The organism is Paenibacillus sp. Y930 (assembly GCF_056786375.1).
In genome coordinates, this window is sequence record NZ_JBXCIX010000001.1 from 338938 (window position 1) to 363828 (window position 24891).

Consider the following 24891-nt stretch of genomic DNA (forward strand, 5'->3'; position numbering starts at 1 on the left):
CCGATGTCTGTTTCTTGCAGAAGCATCGTAGGTACGCGTGTATCAATTACGTACACTTGCGTTTCCTCCGTCCTCAAGTAGCGCTCCATCTTCTCGACTTGCGAAAGCTCACTTTTTGAACCGTTGTAGACTTAACATTCAAATTGCTATGTTCTTATTCTTTAATAACCAGTTTAAGTGGTGCTGCAATTAATTTTTCCACCGTTTTTCCATCTAACACATCTTTTGCAGCTCGGACAGCTAGTTGTCCGATTAAATTTGGTTGTTGGGCAATTGTTCCTGTCAATTTTCCCGCTTCGATAGAATTAAGTGCATCTTCATTTCCATCAAAACCTATTATAGGAATGTTTTTTCCTGAGCTTTGAATCGCTTCTATAGCTCCAAGTGCCATCTCATCATTGTGAGCAAAAACAGCTTGTACGCCTGGATTTCCTTGTAAGAGGTTCTCCATAACCGTTAAGCCTTTCGTTCGATCGAAATCGGCAGTTTGCTTAGCAATAACATTTAGCTGAGTATCTGCAATTTCATGGAAACCTTTACCGCGTTCACGAGTGGCAGAAGCTCCTGGTGAACCTTCCAGCTCAATTACTTTTGCACCTTTTCCAATTTGTTCTACAATATATTGCGCCGCCATAGATCCGCCTTTTACGTTATCAGATGCTACTAACGCTTGCACATCACCTTTCTCAGCGGAACGATCCAAGGTTACCACTGGAATAGCTAAACTATTGGCAGTCTGTACTACAGTCGAGATCGCAGATGAATCTACAGGGTTAATTAATAGCGCGTTAACACCTTTTTGCATTAAATCTTCCACATCATTACTTTGTTTCGCTGAATCATTCTGAGCATCAATAACAATCACTTCTATTCCCAGCTTCTTAGCCTCAGCTACTACACCATCTTTGATAGAAACAAAAAACGGATTATTCAATGTAGATATCGACAACCCAACTTTTATATTACCCAATTCCCCACTCCTGTTGGGCTTTGCCCAAGCTGGTGGCTCTAATGAACAGCCTGTCATGAGTACTACTAAGATGGAAATCAGAATTAACGTTATTTTTTTCATGTTAGTATCCCCCTCTTATACGGATTTCTTACGGTCTAATAGTACAGCAATTGCAATAACAATCCCTTTTACTACCATTTGGTAAAAAGAAGATACTCCTAGCAAGTTCAGACCATTATTCAATATTCCGATGATGAGCGCTCCAATTAATGTACCTACAATACGTCCACGTCCACCAGTTAAGCTTGTCCCTCCAAGTACTACTGCGGCTATAGCATCTAACTCATATGAAGTTCCCGCTGTTGGTTGTGCCGAGTTCAATCTTGAGGTCAGGATTGCTCCTGCTAAAGCCGATAACATCCCTACTAATGAATAAATCATAATTTTGACTCGATCTACTTTAATACCAGAAATAATCGATGCTTTTTCATTACCACCTATAGCATAGGTTTTTCGGCCAAATGGTGTTTTGTGAAGTACAACCCACAAAACTGCAAATACGATGATCATTGAAATAGCAGGAACAGGAATACCTAGAAAATAACCGCGCCCAAATAATTGAAACATTAAGCTATCTCCAAGACCTGTGATTGGATTACCGTTCGTATATACAAGCGTTAATCCTCGATAAATAGTCATTGTCGCTAATGTCGCAATAAAGGGAGCCATTCTTCCCTTAGTAATTAGAACACCGTTAACAGCCCCCATTACTCCACCTAATATACAACCTGCAATGATTGCTAATATCGGGTCCCATCCAGATAGCATCAGGTTTGCCATGATCGCACTCGAGAGTGCAAGAATTGATCCGACTGATAAATCAATCCCACCTGTCAAAATAACAAAAGTCATTCCGAAAGCAATTAGCGCATTAATCGCTACTTGCCTAAGCAAATTGAGTATATTAAGTGGCTCCATAAAACTTGGATTTAGTACAGTTACAATAATAATTAGGATAATCAACCCTAGTAATGGTCCAAGTTTCTGTGTAAATTGTCCAAGTTGTAACCCTTTCGGTTCTCTCTCATCCTTGATTGTCGTCATCACTATTACCCCCTGTAGCTAACCTCATAATGTGCTCTTGCGATGCTTCCTGCTTAGAAAGTTCTCCACTAATTTTCCCTTCATGAACAACGAAGATACGATCACTCATTCCTAATACTTCAGGAAGTTCTGAAGATACCATAATAATCGCTACACCTCGCTCAGTTAATTCATTCATAAGCTGATATATTTCTCTTTTTGCTCCTACGTCGACGCCACGTGTAGGTTCATCTAATATGAGAACACTCAGACCGATGCTAATCCATTTGGCAATGACGACTTTCTGTTGATTACCACCAGATAAATTACGAACTAAAGTTGAAGAGGAGTGTGTTTTAATGTGCAGTCGTTTAATAAGGAGGTCGACAAATTCTTGTTCTTTCTTCCTATTGATTATGCCCCTAGGTGCGAAACTATATAAATTGGTTAGTACCATATTGTCTTTGACCGAGAAATCAAGCACCAAACCTTCATCTTTTCGATCCTCCGTAACAAACCCAATGCCCGCTTTCATCGCATCATTCGGATTGCGAATGATAACTTTTTTTCCCTTCACCCAAATCTCACCACGGTCTAGAGCATCTAGTCCGAAAATCGTTCGCATCATTTCGGTACGTCCAGCCCCCATTAATCCTGAGAAGCCAATAATTTCACCTGATCGGACAGAAAAATTAACATCTCGGAACTGTCCTTTCTTCATTGCATTTTTAACCTCAAGCACAACTTCCCCTGGTTCAGCTTGACTAGTAGGGAAGCGATCTGTTAATTCTCGTCCAACCATCTTTCTTACCACATCATCAAAATTCGTTTCTGAAATTGGTTTTGTATCTACTGTTTTCCCATCACGCATGACGGTTATTCGATCACATATCGCGAAGATTTCTTCCATGCGATGTGAAATATAGACGATCGATACTCCTTCTTTTTTTAGTGACGCGATAACTTCAAACAACTTCTCTATTTCACGCTCTGTTAATGCCGCTGTTGGCTCATCCATAACGATCACCTTAGCATTGGTCATAAGAGCTTTGGCAATTTCAATCATCTGTTTTTCTCCAACAGAACATTCTCCTGCATCTTGGTTCAACGGTATTGTTACCGAAAGCTTTCGAAATTGTTCATTCGCGAGCTTTCTCATCTCTTTTATATTAAGTAAACCGATACTTGAAGACAGTTCTTTGCCAATAAAAAGATTAGCTAGCACAGTCAAATCCCGCCATACATTCAACTCTTGATGGATAAAAGTAATGCCGCTGTCTTCTGCTTCTTTCGGGTTTGCAAAGTATGTTTCCTGACCATCTATAATTATTGTTCCTTGATCACGCTTGTGTAAACCAATCAAAATATTCATCAAAGTAGATTTACCAGCACCATTCTCTCCCATAAGTGCATGGACCTCACCTTCACGAAGTTCAAAATTCACACCTTCTAATACACGGTTAGCACCAAATGACTTATAAATATCATTCATTTCAACGTGCATATTGTTAGAACCCCCTCATTATCCAAAATTAACTCCTGATTGAAGTATGCAGTTTGCATATGGCTTTGCCTCACCCGTTCGAATAATGACTTTAGCATGCTGAGTTAGTAACTTAAATTGTTCATGTGAAATCTCTTCTATATCAATTTCCTTAAATCGATCGTTTAAGTATTGGGATGTTTCTTTATTATTTGCTGCAAGTTCTTCAGCTATCATTATTTTTTCTATCACCATATCTTCTGCGATAGTGTTTACTACATCTTGGAAGCTTGGAACACCTAATTTAAGAGCTAAGTCAATCTTAGGAATATCTTTCGGAATAGGTAGCCCTACATCTGCAATAACAATCGTATCCGTATGACCCAAGTCAGCAAGGATTTTACTAATATGACTGTTTAATATTCCTTGTTTTTTCATAATTATAAGTTCACCTCTACTTCAGATCTTGTTGGCATGCCACCTTGAGCACCAAATTTTGTTACAGATAAAGAAGCAGCACGATTAGCAAACTTCAGACTTGCTTGAATTGAGTTTCCTTCGGCCAATGCAACGGCTAGTGCTGCATTGAACGTATCTCCCGCTCCAGTCGTATCTATAGCATCCACTTTATACGTTGGAACAAGTATTTCTTGATTCCCATCGTAATATCGAACCCCACTACTCCCCTCAGTAATAAATAACTTATTGGGGTATTTTCGTAATGCTTCGCTTGTCGTGTACTGGGGAAATAGAATTGCACATTCATGTTCATTCGGTGTTAAATAATTAGCATTTTCAATAATTGTTTCACTAATAAAGCGAGCCGGTGCTGGATTAAGTAACAACGGCACTTCGAATTTATGGCAAATGTCACTTACGTAAGATACCGTCTCCTCTGGTATTTCTTGCTGTACTAGAACGATATCAACCGACCTTATCGTATCCAGTGCTTGTTCAACTAAAGATGGGTTAACATGATCATTCGCTCCTTTGACAACGATAATACTATTGTCACCTTCAGCTAAAATGATATGCGCTGTTCCACTATCCACATCTGATTTTGAGTCTACAAACGTAACATTAACGTTATTACTTATTAAATTATCAATAATTGCTTTACCATAGATATCCTTTCCAATACAGCCAATCATCGTAACATCTGCACCTAGTCGTGCCGCCGCGATAGCTTGATTCGCACCTTTCCCCCCCGGAACAGTTGAGAAATGTTCCCCAAGAACGGTTTCACCTGCACGAGGCCGTTTCGTTGACGTTACCACCAAATCCATAGCACAACTTCCGATGACACAAACTTTAACCATTTTCATCAACCTTTCTACTGGCTTTATCTGATTTTCTTCACATTTTTTCTAAACTCTAAGTACAAAAAAAAATCTGAAAGTTATTTTCTTTCACCTTATCTTGTTCAATTTACTTACTAAGTAATCAAAAACTATACTAAAATGTTGTAACTCAATTTACTGATGGCAAAGCATAAAAAGATCCCATCGCTTTTCGTTAATTCAACGTTAGCGAAAAGTGACGAAATTCTTTACAACACAAAAAAGCACACCACAACTTCGGCGCGCTTTATACTATTGATCGTATAAATTACGTTCATTCTATGGGCCACTGTTTCAAAATTATTAGTTAGTGTATGTACTTTATTGTTTCTAGCATCCTCTCAAATTCATTACAGCCATCTCGAGAATGAACCTTTTTTTATCTTAATTTGTTTTTGTTGTGCCCAGTTTTCTAATTCATCTATCCCGGTATCCTGATCATCCAAGTAACGATAACATAGATGCAGAGGTACAATTAGTTTTCCTTTTGGTTTAATTCCAATGACCTGTTTTTTATGTAAACTTATCATAATCACCTTTATCTCATCTGCTCTAATAACTCTACCTCTAATATGTATACTTTCATTATCAATTCGCATCTTGCTAGGTTTCAATATATACGTTCTTACAATTATAACGATCAATACAACAAAAGCGAAGACTGATATTACTATTACACAATAAAATAAGATGTCTCTATCGTCTTTCTGGTAGATAAGCTTAAAGGTCTGGGAAGCTATAATTAAAAGCATTGCCACTATAGTATTGATTGCGGATGGATTTACGACTGCATATGTCTTATTATTGTTCATCTGATCTCCTATCGACTTAATTGTAGTTTCTTGATCGTAATTTCCTCTAACTATTAAAGAGATTAACTAAAGAAAAGATCTGAAGTACCATGAATGATGCTACCCCGACAATAATAATGATTTTTACAATCTTTCTTAACCTTTTAGGCAACTGCTCTAGCCTCTTTGGTGATTGATGTCCATTAACTGCATCATAATGGTTAATTACATCGTTGAATCCTTTCCTTTCATCTATTGATTTTGGAAGGTCTTGTTGATTAGAGTGTAATGTATCGTCATCGTAGGGATTATATTTATCACTTTTGTTCATCGTAACACCTGCTTTCGAGGCTTTGATTATTTCACCTAACGTGTAACAATCTACGAACTTGTGCTGTACTACATTTTCCCTTGCTTAATCCAACTGTAAATTCGGTATGAACCAAATAATGCTATACTTAACAACAGAAACAACATGAATGACCACATACCCAGCCGATTTATTTCCCTAAGTCCATCTACATTAACAAATACAAAAGCTCCAAACCCTATGAACATTAAATATAAGGATATGTTTGGAATGATAAAAGCTAATCTAAGCTTCATATTTTTATTATTCAATAATCCCACCGCCGCACGAATACAATCTTATCAAATGCCTGTTACTTCTTGTTTTATCTATATGTTTATATCCTACTATAAACTGTTCCTTTCACTACTTTAATTCCATTATCCTCTGCCCATCGTTCCCATTCTTTCAACTGTCTTTCTTCATTTTCCTTAAATCTAAAATGCAGGTTTGTTGGCACAAATCTTTGCCCTTTCCGTTTAATTCCAATACTTTGTCTAAAGTATCCTTCTATTGTTATTTTCTCTATTTCCTTTAAAGGAAGTTCAATATTTTTCGCTTTAATACTATTGTCTGTAATCTCTATTTCATCTCCAAATCGTGTAAATAGAATTGCTTGGAGTACAATGATAAATAAAACAATTATCGAAGTAACCCATGACAATAAACTAACTAAATACGATGGGTTGCCTAAGCTCAAATTAGTGGTTACATGAAAAATAAGAAGTATTAATATAAATATAATTTGAGGGTGACTTCTATGTGGTAATCTAATTTCATATCTTTTACTCATTCTAAATATCACCTCATCTACTGGTTTCCGATATCGTTCAGGTTTTCACGAATCTTGCGTATTCAAGGTTATCAACAGCAATTATATCCTTGAATTTCCACTTCTAATGATGTCTTGATTTGTGCTTCTTATGATGAATATAAGCTTAAGCTCTGTTAGATTAGGGTATTTATTGAAACATAACCAATCTATACGATGGAACACTTTGTTTGTATTCCATACTACTGGAGAGTAATGATTTCATAACTACATTGAAAGTTAAAGCATTGTCGTTGGTTAAAACAACAACTCGACTATTTTTTGCTGGGCTTCCAAATTGCCCTTCTAATATTAATAAATACGAAAAAGGTTGCATATTTTGCTTGTCAGAACTGCTGTCAAAAAGATAGTAATAACCGTCTTTGAAAAAGATATCACTAAAATATGGACTGGTGTTGTCTTCTGTTGAGAAACTAGCTATACGAACGCTTGAATTGTTGTCTAGTGTTGCGGTTTCCACAAAATTAACCCAAGCTTCATTGTTAGCAATTACTACTGAATCTTGCTTAACAACATATCCATTTTCCTTTGCATCTTCAACAGTATCAGTCATGTGCAGATTTGAAAATCCTGTGTAGTTCCGATCAGTATCAAATGAAAATGCTAACTTTGCTGTATTGTTACTCTTTTCACTGCACGCTGTTAGCAATCCAACAATACAAGCAACTGTTAAAAGTAATACAATAATATTCTTCATAGATACCCCCAATTAATCCATTGTCCTTCTCAAGCTAAGTGACCAGATCATAATGCAAAAACTTGGTTGTAACGCCTTAGAAGTGGTCAATGTAAACTATTAAACTTAACATAGCCTAATCTTAATTTCTCTTCTAACATTGCCTTTGATTTTTTTCACTTCCAATGTTGCTTTTATTTGCACTTGAACTCGGAAGTTTCAGCTAACGTTCTTGTGTTCACGACGTCCATTCCCCTTAGATAGCTCTTATCTTAGGGGATTTGATCCGCTTCATCGAAACTCTTCGGGCAGACCGAGCGGCGATAGTCGCGAAGCTGGAACACGTTGTTATACGCTGCCCTTGCCCTCTACGAATAGCCCCACGATTATAATGTTAATACTGCGCGAACTTCACCACACGCCCATTTTTCACCTGTTTCCATAAAACCAAGAGAGTCATAAATCCTCTTCGCAACAACATTCTCGGGTTTATATGTAAGTTCAATAACTTTAGCTTCCCCGCGAGGAAGAGTCCTCGCATATTCAATCGCTTTTACCACCATCTCTTTACCATACCCCTTACCCTGGTAATGCTTATCGATCATCATCTTAAATATGCCGTAACTATTGTAATCAAAGTTTCCATCCCCGTCATCATAGTACATTGAAATGAAGCCTACCATGCTATTTTCTTTATAGACTGCAAATGTATTAATTACCTGACCCTCATCGGAGGCAATATATGCTTCGGCAAGAGCATGTTGATTTGAGGAGATAAATCTTTGTTGTTCATTAGCCACACGTAGCTCAATGCATTCAATAAAATTATCCCAAGTTATTTTTCTGAATTCCATTAAGACGACCTCCTTTTGAATTTGTATATTTTCTTGCTAGGGTTGCGTATAACGTTCAGGTATTCACGAACTTCCGTAGGAAGTTGTCACTTGAATCTACTACTCTGCCAATAGCATCTAATTGACCAAGGCGTAGCCGCCGCGTGAATACTGTGTTATGGGATGTTGCTGCCTTCTTCGAATAAACATACAATTTCTACAAACCGCTTAATACTAATTTAGTTTCGTGTTATAATGATAAATAAAGTCTTTTTAGGAGTTGATCTTGAATGGCAGTTTCAAAAGATCATTTGAATAAATTAATTCAACTATTACCTGATGATGCCCTTCCAACCGCAGCTGATTTCCTGCAAAAATTGGCAGCTAATCACAACTACAGATATATTCCATGGGACGATGAACCTACTACAAAAGAAGATCTTGATGACATAGCCCAAGCAAAAAAATCGATCGCTCGGAGTGAAGGTATTAAATTAAAGGATATTGTCGATGACCTACTCAATTGAATTCTATAAGGATGCATTAAAATATTTACAAAGACTTGACAAGCCAACACGAACTCGAATTGTACAACATTTAGAAACTTTATCTGAGAATCCCTACCATCCTGAACTTGATATTAAAAGGATGAAAGGTACTTTAGAAGATTTTAGATTACGAGTTGGCTCTTATAGAATTATTTACACAGTTGAAAACACTCGATTAATCATTTATGTCTTAAAAGTCGGTTCTCGTGGTGATGACTATAAATAATTAGTTACCAAACCATCTATAAGTAGATGGTTTTTTTCGGCTTGTAGCAATTTCCCATAACGCATTATTTACGAACTACTCTTCCCTCTAACACAAATTAATAAATCCACGCATAATTTGTTCATTTCACATTTTTCCGACTCCTACTACAACCTAACTCAAATATAACAACCAACTCCACATTTTTCAACCAAATAATCCATATTAATCCAACTTAAAACAATTAAGAAAAACCGTCATGAAAATTAATTCGCCTGACGGTCCTTTTTAGGTTTTGCGTATGTCCGTAATTTTTCACTCGTATCCACGAGACGATTTTCCTGTTTTTTCGCACTATAAACTATAATTTTATAGTCCATGAGCGAATTTAAGTGCTTTCAATTCTATCCACTCTTTTACTTTACTTACCTTATTCATCGTCTCGTTATTATTGCACTTTCATACGCTTTATACCATTCGCTTTTCCATTTAATTATTACTAGCTACCCGTCTTATAAAGCGAACTTGAAAAGGGGAAAGCCTTCGTCCCCTCCAAAAACTTATTCTTTCTATTATGTCAAAAAGCTAGTCCGTCCTACTTTCGTAGTCTGATCTAGCTTCAAAATGCATGCTTAATATGATTGATCGTGTAATGTTCGCCACTGCGCTCGACTAGCACGACATCGAAGCGGAGCGAGATGTTGCGCAACTTCTTCTGATAGAGATAGATCTCTGCTAGACGACGTAGCTGCATTTGCTTACGCGGAGTGATCGCTTCTAGCACTGAGCCGTAACGATTCACTCCTGTCCCTTGTGCATACACCGTTCTTGTTCGTACTTCGATGAATACAAGTTGCTCATCTTCGCGTGCTATAATGTCTAATTCTCCTGAACTACAGCGCCAGTTTCGTTCAACAATGATGTAGCCTTGCTCTTGTAAATATAAACTTGCACGCTCTTCACCTTCTGCACCTAGCTGCTTACGATTCAGGGTCATAGTGGCCATTCCCTCGCTTTTCGATCCGCCCGATATACAAAGCTCAATATTTCCGCAACTACGGCAAATAGCTCTGGTGGAATCTCTTGATCGACATCTAATTTAGACAACACTTCGACTAATGACTGATCCTCTTGTATCGGCACTCCATTTTCTTTTGCTGTAGCTAGTATCCGGTCCGCCAACTCACCCTGCCCTTTCGCTATTAACGTAGGAGCGGTAGTGTTCAGCGGATCATATTTCATAGCAACTGCTTTGCGCAATTTCGTAACTGGTTGTTGTTCATTCATACTTTAAAGTCGACTCCTTTATAGCGCGTCGAATTAATCTGTTCGACATCTGGCGGAAGCATTCTCTGCTTCAAATCCTCTAGCTGTTCATTCTCTACCTCTGCTGTTGGTATCGGAGTAGTTCTTACGGAAGATAGCATATAGCCTGTTGAATATAATGCTTCGCTTATTTCTGGCTTCATCGCATCGATAACTGTACTAATCGCGGGATGATCGTTCCATAGATTCAAGCTAACGATTTTATTCGTAATATTAACATCAACCATCGTCGGTCCAATCGCATTCATATTAAGATCGAATACAATCCGACAATTTTCTGAATCTAGCTCACCTTTACGATCTCGACGAGTTTGGATATGAACAGCAGCCGTTTGACCACCGTCTTGATCCTGCAGTGGAATAAACATCGTCACATGTGAGAATACAGAGTGATTACGCTCAGTAGATAACATCAATTGCTGACCCGTTATCGCATTCAATAGCTGCTGAGCAGTTTCTTTCACCGCTGGCGGCGTATCCGCACTTTGCACCAATTGCATAATGGTAGATTTCAAGCTTTCCTGATTGATTGACGCTTGATTAGATTGTGCCGCTGCTGCATTTGCTTGTGGCTGCAAAACATCAGATTGCTGACTTGCTGTCAATGGATTTTGATGAACGGTTGCTTGATTATGAACGATATCACTTTGGACATTCGCTTGTATTGCCCCTTGTAAATGAACAGCTTGTTGAACCGGAACATGTTGCTGTGTAGCTGGTTGCGCTGACTGAGCATTACTTGCATTCACTAGTTGTGAGCTTGCTTGATTGCTAGTCACTTCTGCACTTTGACTCGATACTACTGATTGCTGGAAAGCCGTTACAGATGCCGGCGCTGCTGCTGTAGTCGGTGTTGGAACGACATTCGCACTTAAATTACCCGCTGTATTCACTGCTGCAGGTTGAGCTTGGCTACCTACAATCGGCTGCTGCCCTGCAGTTGGCCCTGCACCATTTCCTAATACAACAGATGAGTTCGTTATATTACCTTGTGCCGTATTCATATTTCCACTTTGTAGATTAGTATTTGCTGGATTTATCTGTGTTGCTTGCACCGAAGATTGATTCGTCTGCGGCTGAGCATTAACTGGCTGCTGAGTTAACAACTGTTTACCGAGTACTGTTTCATGATTGACACCGAGCCATTTCATGAGCAGTCCAAGGTTTCCTTGTGAAACTGTGGAGCTAGCTCCACCTTGTGATTGCGCAGCCGCTTGCGTTTGTCCTTGTTGCGCTACCATCTGTCCATCTTTAGCTACTTCTGCGCCCCCATTTAATACGTTAGCGGCTGGATTACTCGCTCCAGTTGATGCTGGATTTTGCGTTGTTGCCCCATTTGTTGCCAGAGAACGTAATAATGTTGAACCTTCATCTAATAACGTTGCAAGCTGATTCATTAGTACCGTTGTTTGAGCACTTGTAGATGTACCCCCAGTATTAGCTTGCAATAGCGTGGACAACTGACTTTTCAACTGATCGATTAATCCATGTAAAGGCGTTCCCGATTGCAACTGATGGAAAGCAGAAATCGTTGCTTGTGTCATCGGTAATCCACGTTTAAATGCGCTAGCCGCCGCTTGCATCCATTGCTCTGGGTTAACTCCTGCTGGTATTAACTGCGCTGCCTTCTGAAACGCTGCCGCAGTTTCCTTATTCAACGGAAAGCCTTCTTTACGCAAGTCCTTAATAATATCATTCGCCCATGCTTTATCTGGCATGTTGAGTGCTTTCAATATATCCTTCATTGGGTCATTCATCCCAAGTGTCGTAGGATCAACTTGCTTTAGTAAAATATATGCACCTTTTGAATCTGGCTGAACTTGTAGTAATGAAGCTTGACCCTCCATTAGCGGAATATCTAGCTTTGCTCTTACTTGCACTCCATTTATATTAACTAATGCTTCATTATTAGCATATTGTTGTAAAACAACGCCACGAACAACTTGACCGATCTTCAATTCCATTGTTCTTACATCATTGCTTACTGCATCGCCCAGCATACCTTTAATATTTCCGATACTCATGCGCGCTGTCCACCTCATTTCATTCACATATAGTATTTATCGGTTATTGCGCGCTTTTATTTGACTACTTATCGTATGATCTATGAAATTTTCATACTTCTCATATAAAAAGCGACCTGCATCCCATCCATTAAGTTAGGGCACACGTCGCTTCTATTATTTATACTATACATTTAATCATTGCTAGTTAATTATTGCTTGGGCCATACGCTTTCTAATTGCTCACCAAGTAGCTTCTTCAAAAATGTTTTACGATGCATTATTGTAGGTCCATATTGCAAAATTGCGGCATTATGTACTTTCGTACCATAGCCTTTATGCTTCGCTAGTTCATATTGCGGATATAAGTCATTCCACTCTTGTTCACAAAGACGATCACGAGTTACTTTCGCTAATATCGATGCGGCTCCGATCGATTGACTACGAGCATCACCTTTCACAATACCTTCTTGCGGAATATCGAGATCAATGACCTCGGCATCGACGAGTAAAAATTGCGCGGCAACCTGTAGACCTTCAATTGCTTGCTTCATCGCTAGACGCGAAGCTTGCTTAATATTCAGTTCATCAATGATTGGTGCTGGAATGCGCGCGATGCAATAAGCTACTGCTTGTTCAGTAATCTCTGAATATAACATCTCACGTTTCTTTTCCGTAAGTTTTTTGGAATCATTGATCCCCTCGATGATGCAACCAGGCGGTAAGATGACCGCTGCAGCAACGACATCACCGAACAGACAGCCCCTGCCTACCTCGTCCACACCAGCAATATGTTCAATCCCTTGTGACCATAACGCCTTTTCAAAGTCTAACAAATCGATGACATCAGACATCTATTTCTTGACCTCTCTAATCGGCATATCATCAAATGGAGCTTCTAACGTAATCCGTCCTAGCTTAGCAGCACGAAGATCACGTAATATAATGCCTGATGCTTTATCAAGATCAACTCGATTACCACTCATCAAGCAACCACGTTTGCGGCCGATTTCCTCCATAACACGAACGATCTCTTCGTTGTCATTAAGATCTTTCGGAGCTTCGATCGTTAAGCTGTAACGTTCAGCAATCGTATCCCAATATCTTCCTGCCAATGTTTTGATCGCATAATAGCCGACCTCATCAATATTCAATATTTGCTCACGAATCGCACCAGTCATCGCTAGACGATATCCGACAACTTGATCATCAAATCTCGGCCATAATATCCCTGGTGTATCTAGTAGTTCTAGCTCGCCACCTGCTTTAATCCATTGTTGACCTTTTGTAACCCCTGGCTTGTCACCAGTGATCGCAATATTACGGCCAGCAAGACGATTAATTAGTGTCGATTTCCCTACGTTCGGAATACCGACAATGAGCCCTCGATTCGGTCGTGGATTCATGCCTTTAGCAATTTGACGATCGATCTTATCTTTCAATATTTGCTTCGTCAAAATTGGTATTTCATTGACACGCGTACCTGTATTAGAATCTACAATGGCAACGGTATGACCTTCGTTCTCAAAATATTTCTTCCATTGTTCATTCATGACAGGATCAGCCAAATCAGATTTATTCAAAATAATGAGTCTTGGCTTACCTTGTAAAACATCATCGATCATTGGATTACGACTAGAAATTGGCACTCGTGCATCTAGCAGTTCAATCGCAATATCAATTAATTTCAGCTTTTCTTGTATTTGACGCTTGGCACGGGTCATATGCCCTGGGAACCATTGAATCGCCATATAAGTCACCTCATCTAGTTGTAATGCTTAACCAACTCTAATTTATTTAATGGCCACATCACGACATCAGCACGTCCGATAATTTCGTCTTCTGATACGTAACCTATAGCTCTACTATCCTTACTATAACCTCGATTGTCGCCCATCACATAATACATTCCTTCAGGGACAACATTATCTGGGTATCTTTCATTAGGGAAACTGAACGAATCTCCAATCCCATTATATGTTAATCCGTCAGCCATGCTCTCTCCAATAACTTTTGTAAGATAAGGCTCAATAATCAATTGATCATTAATATACAATTGATCACCTTCAACTTTTATAGTGTCACCTGGTACACCAATAATACGCTTAATGAAACGTCTATCCTCTTCAGGTACATCGAATACGACAACATCACCATATTCAGGCTTGCTAATATTATATATAAGTAAATTTACAATGACACGTTCATGAGTATGGAAGTTTGGTTCCATTGAATCACCATCAACAATAAACGGTGAAAACAGAAAAATACGTACAATGGCAACAAGTACAATAGCGATCGCAATCGATTTAATCCAATCGATAATCTCTTTGTACGTCTTTTCTTTTTGTTGTTTCCTACTTGATCTTGTAGAGCCGGATGCCAATACACTATCTTCATTTTGAGAGCTTCCATTCTGCTCAGCTACATTTTCTTTCGAAGCTTTTTGTTGATCGGGTAACTCATCTTTAGGTTCCATTGTACAGCCCTCCTCTTGACTCTGCAGATGTAAAAAAAACGAAAAGGAGCTTGATAGAACAAGCTCCTCTTGATGATTCATTTTAGCGAATTTCTTTAATTCTCGCAGCTTTACCACGAAGGTCACGAAGGTAGTACAACTTAGCGCGGCGAACTTTACCACGACGAGCTACTTCGATTTTTTCAAGCTTTGGTGAATTAAGAGGGAAAGTTCTTTCCACACCAACACCATAAGAAATTTTACGTACAGTAAAAGTTTCACTAATTCCGCCACCGCGACGTTTAATTACTACGCCTTCGAATAACTGAACACGTTCACGAGTTCCCTCGATTACTTTTACATATACTTTTAGCGTGTCACCAGGACGGAAATTAGGTGTGTCTTGGCGAAGATTTTCCTGAGCAATTGCTTGTAGGATATTCAAAATATTCAACTCCTTTCACCATAGATGTTCTTATAAACTTCCTATTCCTTTGAATAGATCATCATTTATAGCGGACCACCCGTTATACGAACAACATTTACTATTTTATCATATAAAGAGTACCAATACAATGATAACTTATAGGCTTGTCCTAATTGTTGAGCAACAACCCGCTTATGGATTGTTGCTCAACAATTCGCGTTGCTGGGCTAGCCATTGCTTCTCTTTCTTGGACAACTCAATATGCTCAAGCAGATCCGGCCGACGTTGTAGTGTACGTAATAGCGATTGTTCACGTCTCCACTTCTCGATATTAGCATGATGCCCAGATAACAATTCATCTGGAACCGACCATTCGCGGAATTGAGCGGGTCTTGTATAGTGAGGATATTCCAGTAATCCAGTACTGAAAGAATCCGTAATTGCACTTGTCTCATTGCCAAGTACACCTGGCAATAGCCTTACCACACTATCGATCACCGTCATCGCAGGAATTTCTCCACCTGTGAGCACATAATCGCCTACAGATATTTCATCTGTAACTAGATGCTGACGAATACGCTCATCATACCCCTCATAATGACCGCAAATGAAAACGAGATGACTAGACGTACTTAATTCCTCTGCTTTACGCTGTGTGAAACTTTCCCCTTGCGGACACATCAATATGACACGTGGCGGTTCTATCGCCTGAGCTTGTAATTCCTCGACAGCAGCAAATACAGGTTCAGCCTTCAAGATCATACCACCGCCACCGCCGTAAGGATAATCGTCTACTGTATTATGCTTATTATTGGCATATTTACGAAAATTAATCGCGTTAAGCTCAACAATTCCTTTTTGGTGAGCTTTCCCCAAAATGCTACTATTAAATACACCAGTAAACATCTCGGGAAATAAAGTTAACACATCAATTTTCATATTAGACCAATCCTTCTAGCAAATGAACAGTAATTCGCTTACTTGCCACATCAACATTAAGCACGACAGGATCAATAACTGGCAATAAAATCTGCTTGCCTTTGCCTTTTTCCGGTTCTACAACCCACACATCATTCGCACCTGGAGATAGAATTTCTGTTACTACGCCAAGCATTTCATTCTCATCGCTGTATACTTCACAGCCGATAATTTGATGATAAAAATATTCGCCATCATCTAATGAGCCTTGATCTTCAGCAGCTACTTTAATAAGCCAGCCCTTAAATTTCTCGACTTCATTAATGTCGTTATAACCTTTTAACTTAATAAAGTACATTCCCTTTTGCTCACGTGAGTTGACAACCTCAATGTTTAGTGACTGCCCTGTTTCTTCATTGAACATAACGAGCTTGCTACCTACAGCAAAGCGCTCCTCTGGGAAGTCTGTACGTGACATTACTTTCAGGTCACCTTTTAGCCCGTGTGTATTCACAATTTGACCAACGTTATACCAAGTTCCACTCATTTTATCATCCCTTACTTAGCAATCTTTTTCGCATTTCCATGCCAAAAGAGGGTCAGGATTTTCATCCTAACCCTCCTGACGGCGCATTCACTTATGATTGAATGTTAACGATCACACGCTCGTTAGACTTAGTTGCAGCCGAGTTCACCACAGTCCGTATCGCTTTCGCAATACGACCTTGCTTACCGATAATTTTACCGACATCAGATGGATGAACCGAAAGCTCGTAAATCGTACTGCGTTCATCTTTAACATGAACGCGCACATCTTCCGGATGATCCACTAAAGCCTTCGCTATGACAAGAATTAATTCCTTCATCAACAAAGCCCTCCGCTTCTCAACAGTAATAACTAAAAGCTATTACTTCTGTTGTTTAAGCTCATGGAATTTTTTCATTACACCCGCTCTTGAAAGCAAGTCACGAACTGTATCAGATGCTTGAGCACCTGTTTGTAGCCATTTCAACGCTTTTTCTTCGTTGATAGTTACTACTGCAGGTTGCGCAATTGGATTATAAGTACCGATTTCTTCAATAAAACGACCATCACGTGGAGAACGAGAATCAGATACTACTACACGGTAGAATGGAGCTTTATGAGCACCCACACGTTTCAAACGAATACGAACTGCCATTAGAAATTCACCTCCTTCGATAAATTAAACTATGTTTTGCTTTAGTACTACTTATAGTTAGAATGGAAACTTCATGTTCTTGCCTAGAAGTCCTTTCATGCCCTTCATTCCTTTTTTACCACCTTTAAGACCTTTAGGTCCATTCGGGCCCATCATCGAACTAAATTGTTTCATCATTTTACGCATATCATCAAACTGCTTGATTAGTCGATTAACTTCAACAATAGAAGCACCACTACCAGTAGCAATACGCTTACGACGGCTATGGTTAAGCAATTCTGGCTTTTGTTTCTCTGCCTTTGTCATCGATTTGACAATGGCTTCCACGCGATCCAGTTGCTTTTCATCAACCTTCATATCTTTCATATTACCTTTCATCTTACCCATGCCTGGCAACATATCCATAATTTGATCCAAAGGACCCATTTTCTTGACTTGCTCCATTTGCTCTAGGAAATCATCAAAGGTAAATTCCGCATTACGCATTTTACGTTCCATCTCAGCAGCTTTATCTGCATCGATTCCCGATTGCGCCTTCTCGATTAGAGAAAGCATATCACCCATACCAAGGATACGAGAGGCCATACGTTCAGGATGGAATGGCTCCAAAGAATCAATCTTCTCGCCCATTGCCGCAAACTTGATAGGTTGTCCAGTTACAGCTTTTACAGAAAGCGCCGCACCACCACGTGTATCCCCATCGAGCTTAGTTAGAACGACACCTGTAAGCTCCAATTGTTCATGGAAGCTTTGTGCGACGTTAACTGCGTCCTGTCCAGTCATTGCATCAACGACTAAGAGCACTTCATCAGGCTTAACAATGGCATGAATATCTTTCAACTCACCCATTAAAGCTTCATCGATATGTAATCGACCAGCTGTATCGAAAATAACATAATCATTACCGTTATCTTTGGCTTGTTGCAAACCGTTACGAGCAATTTCAACAGGAGATACTTGATCACCCATTGCAAATACTGGCGCATTGATCTGCTCACCTAGAACTTGAAGTTGTTTAATCGCCGCAGGACGGTAAATATCACAAGCAACAAGTAATGGTTTATGGTTTCCCTTTTGCAATAACCTTGCAAGCTTACCAGAGGATGTTGTTTTACCTGCCCCCTGTAAACCGACCATCATAATAACTGTTGGAGGTTTATTAGCTTTTGCAAGCTTCGCTTGAGTTCCACCCATAAGCTCAGTAAGTTCTTTATTAACAATATCAATAATGACCATGCCTGGCGTAAAGCTTTTTGATACATCGAGTCCAATAGCTTGCTCTTTCACCTTGGCTATAAAGTCTTTCACGACTTTGAAGTTAACGTCCGCCTCAAGTAGAGCAAGTCGTACTTCACGCATCGCTTCAGCGACATCATTTTCTGAAACTTTTCCTTTGCCCTTCAGCTTGCTGAAAACATTCTGCAGCCGACTCGACAAACTCTCAAATGCTGCCATCCTTTATCGCCTCCATTTGTGTCATAATTTCTATAGAACGTAGCTGTTCAACGACAGTTTGTAAATGTTGTCGTTGCGCGAGCGGAAGCTGTAGTTGATCTAGCTGATCCTCTAATTGCTCCGTTAGGAGAACTGTTTGCTCATGTCGAGTTAGCAGTCCCAGCTTTCGTTCATACGATTCCAGCGACTGCTGGGCACGTTTTATATTATCATACACTGCTTGGCGACTAATGCCAAATTCAGTAGCGATTTCACCCAATGAAAAATCATCATGGTAATAATAGATTACAATAGTACGTTGCTTATCTGTTAATAACTCTTCATAGAAATCTAACAGCAAATTAATGCGTGTTGTTTTGGCTAGGGCATCTGGCTCTATATGTTGCATTCCATTCCCCTCCATTACTTCCTTTGAAGCATGTACCAATAGGCTTTCACTGTAAAGTAGATTACCTTTACACCTGGCAACGAATATTATCATAACGCAATCACATTCATGTGTCAAGTAGTTTTACTTGTCACTATTTCACTTTTGCAATAATGGCCACCGTTGCGAAATATTGCCCATTCTCAGCTGCAATAAATTCTCGATCACCAACACATACACTATCACCCCATATTTGTATTTAATTTCATATAGAAATGCTCTCTAGTTGATCAATGCCCCGCTTCGCACGAATATTAAGTGACCTCTTATCCGTTAATTGATGAAGATTCAATTCATGACCAGGGTCAACGACTAATTGCCCCTTCATTACATTATCAAATAGTAGTAGCGTCTTCTTGATCGCATCAATCAGCTGCTCCTTCATTAATACATCTTTCATTACAATAATAATATGACTCATATATTCTGCATATTTGAGCTTAACAATACTATCAGCGCTGTTCAAATGTTTCGAAGAAAACAACAAAATATTTGTAATAATAGTACTATCCTTATAATTGTTTGCGATTACGTCTAGATGATGCACAGCATTCCAATCTCGAATAGATAATTGAGCCGAATAGTGCTCAATTAATTGTTTAATCCACTCAGTCTCTTGCTCTAGTGCAATATTGTAATCTTTGTATTCATCAAGTTGACCTTCACGGAACATTTGTAGCTTATTCCCATAATGATGATCAAACAGTTCTTTCGCTCGTAACTGTTCTTCTAGCATAACATCACCTTCTATTTCTCATTACTGTATGCAGCTTTGTAATCAACCAACCATATTGTGTTCGTCGTATGAAGAAAAGCCACCTAGCAGAACATGTAATCCGGAATCCCAGACAACACCTCTTCTAGGTGGCTTTCTATCTTATATAGTAGTTAATTAATTTTCTACGCTTCTTCTAGATCTGCTTCCTTCTGAATGAGACCAGCGAATAACGCATGTACAAACTGATCGGAATCGAATTCTTGAAGATCGCCCATTTTCTCACCTAATCCAACAAGCTTTACTGGAATATTCAATTCATTGCGAATCGCAATAACGATACCACCTTTAGCTGTACCATCAAGCTTCGTTAGGACAAGTCCCGTTACGCCACTTTTTTCACCGAACAATTTTGCTTGGCTAAGCGCATTTTGACCCGTCGTTGCATCAAGCACTAGTAGTACTTCATGAGGAGCTGTCGGCAATTCACGCTGAATAACACGGAATATTTTATTCAATTCTTCCATTAAATTCGATTTATTTTGCAAGCGACCAGCAGTATCACAGATCAACACATCTACTTGACGTTGCTTTGCAGCTTTAACGGCATCAAAGATTACAGCAGCAGGATCAGAACCAGAAGATTGCTTGATCACATCAACACCAACACGTTCTCCCCATACTTCAAGCTGTTCAATCGCCCCAGCACGGAATGTATCGCCGGCAGCTAGTAGTACGTTTTTACCTTCGCTTTTCAGCTTATGTGCTAGCTTACCGATCGTCGTTGTTTTACCTACTCCATTGACACCGACAAATAGGTAGACCGTAATTTCGCCAGCAGGTGCAACGTTTAGATATGAAATCCCATCACCTTTTAGCATTCCCACAAGCTTCTCAGATAATATAGGTTGCAACTCTACAGCACTTTCAATTTTACGTTTTTTCACTTCCGCACGTAGCTCATCGATTAATTGCATAACTGTAGTTACACCTACATCAGCGCCGATTAGAATCTCTTCAAGCTCCTCATAGAACTCTTCATCGATTTTTTTGCGGCGAGTAATTAGTTCTTCAACCTTCTCCACAAGAGCTGTTCTAGTTTTAGCCAGCCCTTCCTTAAATACATTAGTTACCGCTTCTGTTTTCGAAGCAATCGTTTCTTTCAACTTTTTGAAAAAACTCATAATTGTATACATCCTCTCAAAACTTTTCATTACATACTCGATTGACTTCCTCGCTGATGAAAAGTTGCGTTAGCATACCCATCGCTATCAAAGTCCGCTGTTTGAAGCATCCTCTCAAGCCTATGCCGTTACGCCGTCTAGCTCGCGACTCTCTTCAAGACGGACAGACACTAGCTTAGATACGCCGCCTTCCTCCATCGTCACACCATACAGCACATCAGCTTCTTCCATTGTACCTTTACGATGTGTTACGACAATGAATTGCGTCAGCTCAGAAAATTCACGTAAGTACTGAGCAAAGCGCGTTACGTTAGCTTCATCAAGCGCTGCTTCTACCTCATCCAATACACAGAATGGAACAGGCTTCACTTGTAAAATTGCGAACAAAAGTGCAATAGCAGTTAAAGCACGCTCTCCACCGGAAAGCAATTGTAAATTTTGCAGCTTTTTACCTGGTGGCTGAGCAACGATATCGATCCCTGTCTCCAAAATATTGCTAGTGTCAACTAGAATGAGATCCGCGCGACCGCCGCCGAATAATTTACTAAACACAACGATAAAATGTTTACGAATTTCATCAAATGTCGATTTGAACCGTTTCGACATTTCATCATCCATCTCTTTAATAACTTCATATAATGTAGTTTTGGCTTCCATCAGATCATCCTTTTGTTCCGATAAGAAGTCAAAACGCTCTTTTACTCGCTCATATTCTTCGATTGCACCTAGATTAATATCACCTAATGAGCTAATTTGACGTTTCAGATCTTTCACATCAAGCTGCATCGGCGCGATCTCTTCTGGTGGAGGATATTGTTCTTTCGCCATTTCATAGCTATAGCTATATTCCTCACTTAGCTTACGAATCGTATGATCTAATTCAACATCTTGGCGGTTAAGCACGATTTCTGTTTGACGCATTTGCTCTTCAATATTACGAAGACTGATGCGTTGATCCTTCGTCTCGCTTTCCCCTTGTTCCAAGCCTGTTGATTTCTGAGATCGTTGCATACGATAATGATCGGTCTTATCGCTACATTGCAGCTTAGCATCTTTCAAATTAACAAGTTGCTCTGCCTGTTCAATAGCTTCATGATCCAAATTAGCTCGAGCTTCAGTTAGTTGAGTCTCCTGTTGTTGCTGTTGACGAAGCTCATGCTTAGTCCGAGCGATCTCATCTCTAAGACGACCAGCTTGATCCTCATAATTACTATACTCTTGATCAAGCTTAGCAACAGCAATTTTCAGATCAGTCAGTTGAACTTGCAGTTCTTCTTTCTGACTTTCATTCACTTTACGCGTCTGTTCAGCAAGTCTAATCGCTTCTTGCAGTATTTTATCCCGCATCGATAATTGCTCTAACTGTTGCTCTGCAACCTTAATTGACTGCTCGGCAGCTACACTCTCGGAAGTTTGAGAATTTTTATCGGAGGAAGATAATGCTTGCTGCTCATTCAAAAACTTCATCTCTTGCTGAAGCTGTTGAAGTTCACCTTTAAACTGCTGCTCTTCGACTCGTTTCTGCTCAAGCTTCTCACGCGCTTGCTCAGCATTTTGTGTGCGAATTGATATTTCTTTGCGATTGTCTACGATTTGTGCGCGCAATTGCTCTATTTGTTGTTTCGTTTGTGCAATGACTTCATCGAGCTGTTCGATCTGACGATGTCTACCGAGTAAGCTTGCGCCTTTCTTCTGCTGACTACCACCTGTCATCGAACCACCAGCATTAACAACATCGCCTTCGAGCGTTACGATACGATAGCGATACTGACAGCGCGAAGCAATACGGTTAGCTTGTTCCAAATTCTCAGCTAAAAGCACATTACCCAATAGGCTATAGACAATCTCCTCATACTGCCCCTCACTTTTTACTAGATCAGCAGCAATACCAACAAATCCTTCGAGTTCATTGATCATACGCTTATCAGATTCATTCAAGCGTCGACCACGAATAACATCAAGTGGTAAAAATGTTGCACGACCTAATTGACGCTGCTTCAAATATGAAATAGCAGTACGCGCACTTCGCTCATCTTGCATAACGATATGTTGCAGCGCTCCACCTAATGCTGTTTCTATAGCTGTTTCAATGCGCTGTGGTACTTGAATCAGCTCTGCAACAGCACCATGTACGCCGCCCACACCTGATTGCTGACTGCGAGATGCTTTCAAAATTTCTTTGACACCATGCATGAATCCGTCCATCGCATCTTGCATTTCTTTCATCGTATCTCTACGAGACAGGTCACTATCTATTTTTTGTTCTAATTTTCGTAAATTAGCACTTTCTTGCTCAAGTGAAACATTCAGCTTGCGAGCTTCGTCAGCTTCCGTAAGCATTTTCGTACGCAGCTTATTAATATCAGCAACAACAACTGCTAATGACTGATTCAGCTCGTACTCCTTCGCTACTAACGTACGTTGCTGCCCAGTCCATTTCACTTCATCTTCTTGGATACGTTCCATACGACGCTGTAATGATTGTTGTTGTTGCTGTGTATAACGCACTTCATTACGAAGCTGTGCCATTGAGCTGAAAACGTCCAGTAATTCACCTTTCAAACGTTCTTCTTCATCTTGGGCACTACCACTCGTCACGCCTTGCATCCGAATTTCTTCAGCAGCAAGCTTAATCCGATACTCATTCAATTGTTCTTCGATTTCCGCTGCCTTACTGCGAAGAGAAACTTCCTCTTGCGATAAAGACATAATTTTCGCATCCGTTACCTGAATAGATTGAGTTACCGTCAGCTTTGTTGCCTCGTTATGAAGAATACGTTCTTTAATAATCTCGCCATAGCTTTCGCATTTTTCAACATCTTCACTAATTTGTAGCATCCCTTGATGTAGTTCATCGAGCTGAGCTTCTATTTCACGTAATTGCAAGCGATCACTTTCTAATACAGCGTCATGCTTACTTACGACAGATGACAGTTTAAGTTGTTCTTCTTGTAGCTTTTCTAACTTATTTGTCGATTCAGACCATGCACTATGTAGCGTTTCAATCTGATGCACATAAAGCGAAATCTCTTTGGATTTCAATTGTTCCTTAAGCTGCTTAAAATGAATAGCTACTTCAGATTGCTTGCGCAGAGGCTCTACTTGATCCTCGAGCTCCGTAACTAGATCGTGAATACGTAACAAGTTTTGCTCCGTATCGTCTAACTTGCGTTTTGCTTCTTTCTTGCGAGACTTATACTTAACAATACCCGCTGCTTCTTCAAATATCCCCCGTCGATCTTCAGAACGAGTACTTAATATTTCTTCAATACGGCCTTGTCCAATAATCGAGTAAGCTTCTTTACCGATTCCTGTGTCCATGAACAACTCTGTAATATCCTTTAAGCGACAAGCTTGCTTGTTGATCATATACTCGCTATCACCACTACGATGAACACGACGAGTAACGGTTACTTCACTATATTCGAGCGGCAAGGCACCATCGGAGTTATCCAACGTTAAGCTGACTTCTCCATAGTTCACTGCACGCCTGGCATCGCTACCCGCAAAGATGATATCTTCCATCTTGCCGCCACGGAGACTTTTCGCGCTTTGCTCCCCAAGAACCCAACGGATTCCGTCTGATATATTACTTTTACCAGATCCATTAGGTCCAACAACGGCTGTAATACCGTTCACAAATTCTAACTCAGTTTTGTCAGCGAAAGATTTAAATCCCGCTAATTCGATTCTTTTCAAGAACAT

Annotated in this window: 28 protein-coding genes; 2 read left to right on the forward strand and 26 right to left on the reverse strand. The window is 39.7% G+C overall.

Features of this window, described 5'->3' with window-relative positions; all coding sequences use genetic code 11:
• Positions 1 to 154: 154 nt before the first annotated feature.
• The 10 genes from rbsB to AC1TO5_RS01740 form a co-directional block, all read right to left on the reverse strand.
• On the reverse strand, positions 155 to 1072 hold the full coding sequence (gene rbsB / locus AC1TO5_RS01695) for a ribose ABC transporter substrate-binding protein RbsB (protein WP_482061054.1): 918 nt from the start codon (positions 1070 to 1072) through the stop codon (positions 155 to 157).
• Positions 1073 to 1087: 15 nt separating this feature from the next.
• Positions 1088 to 2056, reverse strand: coding sequence for an ABC transporter permease subunit (locus tag AC1TO5_RS01700; protein ID WP_482061055.1), 969 nt, complete (start codon positions 2054 to 2056; stop codon positions 1088 to 1090).
• Positions 2037 to 3539, reverse strand: coding sequence for a sugar ABC transporter ATP-binding protein (locus AC1TO5_RS01705; RefSeq protein ID WP_482061056.1), 1503 nt, complete (start codon positions 3537 to 3539; stop codon positions 2037 to 2039). Before AC1TO5_RS01705 ends, AC1TO5_RS01700 begins: the two co-directional genes overlap by 20 nt.
• Positions 3540 to 3557: 18 nt before the next feature.
• Complete coding sequence (rbsD, locus tag AC1TO5_RS01710; protein ID WP_482061057.1) at positions 3558 to 3956, reverse strand: D-ribose pyranase; 399 nt, start codon at positions 3954 to 3956, stop codon at positions 3558 to 3560.
• Positions 3957 to 3958: 2 nt separating this feature from the next.
• Positions 3959 to 4837, reverse strand: coding sequence for a ribokinase (gene rbsK, locus AC1TO5_RS01715; protein ID WP_482061800.1), 879 nt, complete (start codon positions 4835 to 4837; stop codon positions 3959 to 3961).
• A gap of 371 nt (positions 4838 to 5208) precedes the next feature.
• Positions 5209 to 5670 (reverse strand): hypothetical protein, encoded by a 462-nt coding sequence (locus AC1TO5_RS01720; protein ID WP_482061058.1) that lies wholly within the window; start codon positions 5668 to 5670, stop codon positions 5209 to 5211.
• Positions 5671 to 5716: 46 nt separating this feature from the next.
• Positions 5717 to 5980, reverse strand: coding sequence for a hypothetical protein (locus tag AC1TO5_RS01725; protein WP_482061059.1), 264 nt, complete (start codon positions 5978 to 5980; stop codon positions 5717 to 5719).
• A gap of 355 nt (positions 5981 to 6335) precedes the next feature.
• Positions 6336 to 6791, reverse strand: a complete 456-nt coding sequence (locus AC1TO5_RS01730) for a hypothetical protein (RefSeq protein ID WP_482061060.1) — start codon at positions 6789 to 6791, stop codon at positions 6336 to 6338.
• A 169-nt stretch (positions 6792 to 6960) separates the two neighbouring features.
• Entirely contained in the window at positions 6961 to 7527 is a 567-nt protein-coding gene (locus tag AC1TO5_RS01735) for a hypothetical protein (RefSeq protein ID WP_482061061.1), read from the reverse strand.
• A 365-nt stretch (positions 7528 to 7892) separates the two neighbouring features.
• A complete protein-coding gene (locus AC1TO5_RS01740; RefSeq protein WP_482061062.1) occupies positions 7893 to 8360 on the reverse strand; it encodes a GNAT family N-acetyltransferase in 468 nt (155 codons plus the stop codon).
• Between the two features lie 269 nt (positions 8361 to 8629).
• Here AC1TO5_RS01740 and AC1TO5_RS01745 point away from each other — a divergent pair, with 269 nt between their 5' ends.
• On the forward strand, positions 8630 to 8866 hold the full coding sequence (locus AC1TO5_RS01745; RefSeq protein WP_482061063.1) for a hypothetical protein: 237 nt from the start codon (positions 8630 to 8632) through the stop codon (positions 8864 to 8866).
• Positions 8850 to 9113 (forward strand): type II toxin-antitoxin system RelE family toxin, encoded by a 264-nt coding sequence (locus AC1TO5_RS01750; protein ID WP_482061064.1) that lies wholly within the window; start codon positions 8850 to 8852, stop codon positions 9111 to 9113. The genes AC1TO5_RS01745 and AC1TO5_RS01750 overlap by 17 nt, the downstream gene beginning before the upstream one ends.
• A 598-nt stretch (positions 9114 to 9711) precedes the next feature.
• On the opposite strand, the gene AC1TO5_RS01755 is transcribed toward AC1TO5_RS01750, so the two are convergent.
• The 16 genes from AC1TO5_RS01755 to smc all read right to left on the reverse strand — a co-directional run bounded on the left by AC1TO5_RS01755 (position 9712) and on the right by smc (position 24891).
• Complete coding sequence (locus AC1TO5_RS01755) at positions 9712 to 10089, reverse strand: YraN family protein (protein ID WP_482061065.1); 378 nt, start codon at positions 10087 to 10089, stop codon at positions 9712 to 9714.
• Entirely contained in the window at positions 10086 to 10379 is a 294-nt protein-coding gene (locus AC1TO5_RS01760; protein WP_482061066.1) for an EscU/YscU/HrcU family type III secretion system export apparatus switch protein, read from the reverse strand. The genes AC1TO5_RS01755 and AC1TO5_RS01760 overlap by 4 nt, the downstream gene beginning before the upstream one ends.
• Positions 10376 to 12442, reverse strand: a complete 2067-nt coding sequence (locus tag AC1TO5_RS01765) for a hypothetical protein (RefSeq protein ID WP_482061067.1) — start codon at positions 12440 to 12442, stop codon at positions 10376 to 10378. The genes AC1TO5_RS01760 and AC1TO5_RS01765 overlap by 4 nt, the downstream gene beginning before the upstream one ends.
• Positions 12443 to 12633: 191 nt before the next feature.
• Positions 12634 to 13275, reverse strand: a complete 642-nt coding sequence (locus AC1TO5_RS01770) for a ribonuclease HII (protein ID WP_482061068.1) — start codon at positions 13273 to 13275, stop codon at positions 12634 to 12636.
• Positions 13276 to 14172, reverse strand: coding sequence for a ribosome biogenesis GTPase YlqF (gene ylqF / locus AC1TO5_RS01775; protein ID WP_482061069.1), 897 nt, complete (start codon positions 14170 to 14172; stop codon positions 13276 to 13278).
• A gap of 14 nt (positions 14173 to 14186) precedes the next feature.
• Positions 14187 to 14900, reverse strand: a complete 714-nt coding sequence (gene lepB / locus AC1TO5_RS01780; RefSeq protein WP_482061070.1) for a signal peptidase I — start codon at positions 14898 to 14900, stop codon at positions 14187 to 14189.
• A gap of 82 nt (positions 14901 to 14982) precedes the next feature.
• Positions 14983 to 15324, reverse strand: a complete 342-nt coding sequence (gene rplS, locus AC1TO5_RS01785; protein WP_482061071.1) for a 50S ribosomal protein L19 — start codon at positions 15322 to 15324, stop codon at positions 14983 to 14985.
• A gap of 174 nt (positions 15325 to 15498) precedes the next feature.
• A complete protein-coding gene (gene trmD / locus AC1TO5_RS01790) occupies positions 15499 to 16245 on the reverse strand; it encodes a tRNA (guanosine(37)-N1)-methyltransferase TrmD (protein ID WP_482061072.1) in 747 nt (248 codons plus the stop codon).
• 1 nt (position 16246) lies between these two features.
• Positions 16247 to 16771 (reverse strand): ribosome maturation factor RimM, encoded by a 525-nt coding sequence (rimM, locus tag AC1TO5_RS01795; RefSeq protein WP_482061073.1) that lies wholly within the window; start codon positions 16769 to 16771, stop codon positions 16247 to 16249.
• A gap of 91 nt (positions 16772 to 16862) precedes the next feature.
• A complete protein-coding gene (locus AC1TO5_RS01800; protein ID WP_258199625.1) occupies positions 16863 to 17090 on the reverse strand; it encodes a KH domain-containing protein in 228 nt (75 codons plus the stop codon).
• Between the two features lie 42 nt (positions 17091 to 17132).
• On the reverse strand, positions 17133 to 17405 hold the full coding sequence (rpsP, locus tag AC1TO5_RS01805) for a 30S ribosomal protein S16 (protein ID WP_482061074.1): 273 nt from the start codon (positions 17403 to 17405) through the stop codon (positions 17133 to 17135).
• Between the two features lie 57 nt (positions 17406 to 17462).
• On the reverse strand, positions 17463 to 18860 hold the full coding sequence (gene ffh, locus AC1TO5_RS01810) for a signal recognition particle protein (protein WP_482061075.1): 1398 nt from the start codon (positions 18858 to 18860) through the stop codon (positions 17463 to 17465).
• Positions 18847 to 19248 (reverse strand): YlxM family DNA-binding protein, encoded by a 402-nt coding sequence (gene ylxM / locus AC1TO5_RS01815; protein ID WP_482061076.1) that lies wholly within the window; start codon positions 19246 to 19248, stop codon positions 18847 to 18849. The genes ffh and ylxM overlap by 14 nt, the downstream gene beginning before the upstream one ends.
• Positions 19249 to 19492: 244 nt before the next feature.
• Entirely contained in the window at positions 19493 to 20023 is a 531-nt protein-coding gene (locus tag AC1TO5_RS01820) for a hypothetical protein (RefSeq protein ID WP_482061077.1), read from the reverse strand.
• 164 nt (positions 20024 to 20187) lie between these two features.
• Positions 20188 to 21186: a signal recognition particle-docking protein FtsY gene (gene ftsY / locus AC1TO5_RS01825; RefSeq protein ID WP_482061078.1), complete on the reverse strand. Its 999-nt coding sequence runs from the start codon at positions 21184 to 21186 to the stop codon at positions 20188 to 20190.
• A gap of 120 nt (positions 21187 to 21306) precedes the next feature.
• Entirely contained in the window at positions 21307 to 24891 is a 3585-nt protein-coding gene (gene smc, locus AC1TO5_RS01830) for a chromosome segregation protein SMC (protein ID WP_482061079.1), read from the reverse strand.

Bases quoted from the DNA above. Each gene is read 5' to 3' on its own strand.
- rbsB (WP_482061054.1), bottom strand. From the start codon at position 1,072: ATGAAAAAAATAACGTTAATTCTGATTTCCATCTTAGTAGTACTCATG.
- AC1TO5_RS01730 (WP_482061060.1), bottom strand. From the start codon at position 6,791: ATGAGTAAAAGATATGAAATTAGATTACCACATAGAAGTCACCCTCAA.
- AC1TO5_RS01765 (WP_482061067.1), bottom strand. From the start codon at position 12,442: ATGAGTATCGGAAATATTAAAGGTATGCTGGGCGATGCAGTAAGCAAT.
- ylxM (WP_482061076.1), bottom strand. From the start codon at position 19,248: ATGCAACATATAGAGCCAGATGCCCTAGCCAAAACAACACGCATTAAT.
- ftsY (WP_482061078.1), bottom strand. From the start codon at position 21,186: ATGAGTTTTTTCAAAAAGTTGAAAGAAACGATTGCTTCGAAAACAGAA.
- AC1TO5_RS01735 (WP_482061061.1), bottom strand. From the start codon at position 7,527: ATGAAGAATATTATTGTATTACTTTTAACAGTTGCTTGTATTGTTGGA.
- ylqF (WP_482061069.1), bottom strand. From the start codon at position 14,172: ATGGCGATTCAATGGTTCCCAGGGCATATGACCCGTGCCAAGCGTCAA.
- rbsD (WP_482061057.1), bottom strand. From the start codon at position 3,956: ATGAAAAAACAAGGAATATTAAACAGTCATATTAGTAAAATCCTTGCT.
- AC1TO5_RS01770 (WP_482061068.1), bottom strand. From the start codon at position 13,275: ATGTCTGATGTCATCGATTTGTTAGACTTTGAAAAGGCGTTATGGTCA.
- trmD (WP_482061072.1), bottom strand. From the start codon at position 16,245: ATGAAAATTGATGTGTTAACTTTATTTCCCGAGATGTTTACTGGTGTA.
- lepB (WP_482061070.1), bottom strand. From the start codon at position 14,900: ATGGAACCTAAAGATGAGTTACCCGATCAACAAAAAGCTTCGAAAGAA.
- AC1TO5_RS01725 (WP_482061059.1), bottom strand. From the start codon at position 5,980: ATGAACAAAAGTGATAAATATAATCCCTACGATGACGATACATTACAC.
- ffh (WP_482061075.1), bottom strand. From the start codon at position 18,860: ATGGCAGCATTTGAGAGTTTGTCGAGTCGGCTGCAGAATGTTTTCAGC.
- AC1TO5_RS01755 (WP_482061065.1), bottom strand. From the start codon at position 10,089: ATGACCCTGAATCGTAAGCAGCTAGGTGCAGAAGGTGAAGAGCGTGCA.
- AC1TO5_RS01720 (WP_482061058.1), bottom strand. From the start codon at position 5,670: ATGAACAATAATAAGACATATGCAGTCGTAAATCCATCCGCAATCAAT.
- smc (WP_482061079.1), bottom strand. From the start codon at position 24,891: ATGTTCTTGAAAAGAATCGAATTAGCGGGATTTAAATCTTTCGCTGAC.
- rbsK (WP_482061800.1), bottom strand. From the start codon at position 4,837: ATGGTTAAAGTTTGTGTCATCGGAAGTTGTGCTATGGATTTGGTGGTA.
- rimM (WP_482061073.1), bottom strand. From the start codon at position 16,771: ATGAGTGGAACTTGGTATAACGTTGGTCAAATTGTGAATACACACGGG.
- AC1TO5_RS01700 (WP_482061055.1), bottom strand. From the start codon at position 2,056: ATGACGACAATCAAGGATGAGAGAGAACCGAAAGGGTTACAACTTGGA.
- AC1TO5_RS01740 (WP_482061062.1), bottom strand. From the start codon at position 8,360: ATGGAATTCAGAAAAATAACTTGGGATAATTTTATTGAATGCATTGAG.
- AC1TO5_RS01745 (WP_482061063.1), top strand. From the start codon at position 8,630: ATGGCAGTTTCAAAAGATCATTTGAATAAATTAATTCAACTATTACCT.
- AC1TO5_RS01760 (WP_482061066.1), bottom strand. From the start codon at position 10,379: ATGAATGAACAACAACCAGTTACGAAATTGCGCAAAGCAGTTGCTATG.
- AC1TO5_RS01820 (WP_482061077.1), bottom strand. From the start codon at position 20,023: ATGCTAGAAGAACAGTTACGAGCGAAAGAACTGTTTGATCATCATTAT.
- AC1TO5_RS01800 (WP_258199625.1), bottom strand. From the start codon at position 17,090: ATGAAGGAATTAATTCTTGTCATAGCGAAGGCTTTAGTGGATCATCCG.
- rpsP (WP_482061074.1), bottom strand. From the start codon at position 17,405: ATGGCAGTTCGTATTCGTTTGAAACGTGTGGGTGCTCATAAAGCTCCA.
- AC1TO5_RS01705 (WP_482061056.1), bottom strand. From the start codon at position 3,539: ATGCACGTTGAAATGAATGATATTTATAAGTCATTTGGTGCTAACCGT.
- AC1TO5_RS01750 (WP_482061064.1), top strand. From the start codon at position 8,850: ATGACCTACTCAATTGAATTCTATAAGGATGCATTAAAATATTTACAA.